Source organism: Streptomyces sp. NPDC005728, from assembly GCF_040630895.1.
In the GTDB taxonomy this organism is placed as follows: domain Bacteria; phylum Actinomycetota; class Actinomycetes; order Streptomycetales; family Streptomycetaceae; genus Streptomyces.
In genome coordinates this window covers 1-2,605 of record NZ_JBEXYL010000255.1, presented here as the reverse complement: position 1 = coordinate 2,605, position 2,605 = coordinate 1, and the positions used below count along the sequence as shown (strand labels likewise).

The 2,605-nt window shown below is 67.5% G+C and carries 1 protein-coding gene; it reads right to left on the bottom strand.

What is annotated here, in order from left to right; translation table 11 throughout:
• Nucleotides 1-2,605: methionine synthase (metH, locus tag ABZ471_RS48285; protein ID WP_359075521.1), on the bottom strand; the 2,605-nt coding region annotated here is incomplete at both ends.

Below are 2,605 nucleotides of genomic sequence, written 5' to 3'. Positions count from 1 at the left end.
TTGAAGTACTTCGCTTCGGGGTGGTGGATCACGATCGCGTCCGTGGACTGTTCGGGGTGGAGCTGGAACTCCTCGGAGAGGTGGACGCCGATGCGTTCCGGCTGGAGCAGGTCGGCGATCTTGGCGCGGTCCTCCAGGTTCGGGCAGGCGCCGTAGCCGAGGGAGAAGCGGGCGCCCCGGTATTTCAGGGCGAACATGTCCTGCATCTCGCTGGGGTCCTCGCCGGCGAAGCCCAGTTCGCTGCGGACCCGGGCGTGCCAGTACTCGGCGAGTGCCTCGGCCAGCTGGACGGACAGGCCGTGCAGTTCGAGGTAGTCGCGGTATGCGTTCGCCTCGAACATGCGCGCCGTCTCCTCACCGATCCGCGAGCCGACGGTGACGACCTGGAGACCGACCACGTCGGTCTCCCCCGCCTCCTCCGGGCGGAAGAAGTCGGCCAGGCACAGCCTGCGGCCACGGCGCTGGCGCGGGAAGGTGAACCGCGTGCGCTCGTTGCCCCGCTCGTCCAGGATGATCAGGTCGTCGTCCTTGGACACGCACGGGAAGTAGCCGTAGACCACGGCTGCTTCCAGCAGGTTGTCGGTCTGCAGCCGATCCAGCAGACCGCGCAGCCGCGGCCGGCCCTCGGTCTCCACCAGGTCCTCGTAGGAGGGTCCCTCCCCGGTGCGGGCCTGCTTGAGTCCCCACTGGCCCTTGAACAGCGCGCCCTCGTCCAGCCAGCTCGCGTACTCCTTGAGCTGGATGCCCTTGATGACCCGGGTGTCCCAGAACGGCGGGGTGGGGATGCGGTTGTCGGTGGCGACGTCGGAGCGGACGTGGCCCTCCTCCGGGCGCTCCTCGACCTGGACGGCCGCCGCGGCACGGACCCGGCGCTGCTTGAGCTCGGGCAGCTGAGCACCGGGCACACCCCGCTTGACGCCGATCAGCGCGTCCATCAGGCGCAAGCCCTCGAACGCGTCACGGGCGTAACGGACCTCGCCCTCGTAGATCTCGTGGAGGTCCTGCTCGACATACGCCCGCGTCAGGGCCGCGCCGCCCAGGATCACGGGATAGTCGGCGGCCAGACCGCGCTGGTTCAGCTCCTCCAGGTTCTCCTTCATGATCACCGTGGACTTGACCAGGAGCCCGGACATGCCGATCACATCCGCCCGGTGCTCCTCGGCGGCCTCCAGGATCGCGGAGACAGGCTGCTTGATGCCGAGATTGACGACGTTGTAGCCGTTGTTGGACAGGATGATGTCGACGAGGTTCTTGCCGATGTCGTGCACGTCACCGCGCACCGTCGCCAGCACGATCGTGCCCTTGCCCTCGGAATCCGACTTCTCCATGTGCGGCTCCAGATAGGCGACCGCGGTCTTCATCACCTCGGCCGACTGAAGCACGAACGGCAACTGCATCTGACCCGAACCGAACAGCTCACCGACGACCTTCATACCCTCCAGCAGCGTCTCGTTGACGATGTCCAGAGCGGGACGGGTCGTCAGCGCCTCATCGAGATCGGCCTCCAGACCGTTCTTCTCACCGTCGATGATCCGCCGCTTGAGACGCTCCTCCAGCGGCAGCGCCGCCAGCTCCTCCGCCTTCCCCGCCTTCAGGGACTTCGCCGTGGCGCCCTCGAACAGGGCCATCAGCTTCTGGAGAGGGTCGTAGCCCTCGGCGCGGCGGTCGTAGACCAGATCGAGCGCCGTCTGCACCTCCTCCTCGCTGAACCGGGCGATCGGAAGGATCTTCGAGGCGTGCACGATCGCCGAGTCCAGCCCCGCCCTGACGCACTCGTCCAGGAACACAGAGTTCAGCAGAATCCGCGCGGCCGGGTTGAGACCGAAGGAGATGTTCGACAGGCCCAGCGTGGTCTGGACGTCCGGGTGCCGCTCCTTGAGCCGGCGGATCGCCTCGATGGTGGCGATGCCGTCCTTGCGGGACTCCTCCTGACCGGTACAGATGGTGAAGGTCAGGGTGTCGATGAGGATGTCCGACTCGTGGATGCCCCAGTTCCCGGTCAGATCGTCGATGAGCCGCTCGGCGATCTCGACCTTCTTCTCCGGGGTACGGGCCTGGCCCTCCTCGTCGATGGTCAGCGCGATCAGCGCGGCACCGTGCTCCTGCGCCAGCCCCGTGACCTTCGCGAACCGCGACTCGGGCCCGTCCCCGTCCTCGTAGTTCACAGAGTTGATCACCGCGCGGCCGCCGAGCTTCTCCAGACCCGCCCGGATGACCTCGACCTCGGTCGAATCCAGCACGATCGGAAGCGTGGAGGCCGTCGCGAAGCGGCCGGCCAGCTCCTCCATGTCCGCGACACCGTCCCGGCCGACGTAGTCCACGCAGAGGTCGAGCAGGTGCGCGCCCTCGCGGATCTGCTCCCGCGCCATCTCCACACAGTCGTCCCAGCGAGCCTCCAGCATCGCCTCACGGAACTTCTTCGAACCGTTGGCGTTCGTGCGCTCACCGATGGCCAGATAGGAGGTGTCCTGCCGGAACGGCACCGTCTGATAAAGGGAGGCGGCACCGGGCTCGGGCCGCGGATCGCGCTCAGGTGGGGTGACGCCCCGCACACGCTCCACGACCTGGCGCAAGTGCTCAGGGGTGGTGCCGCAGCAGCCGCCGA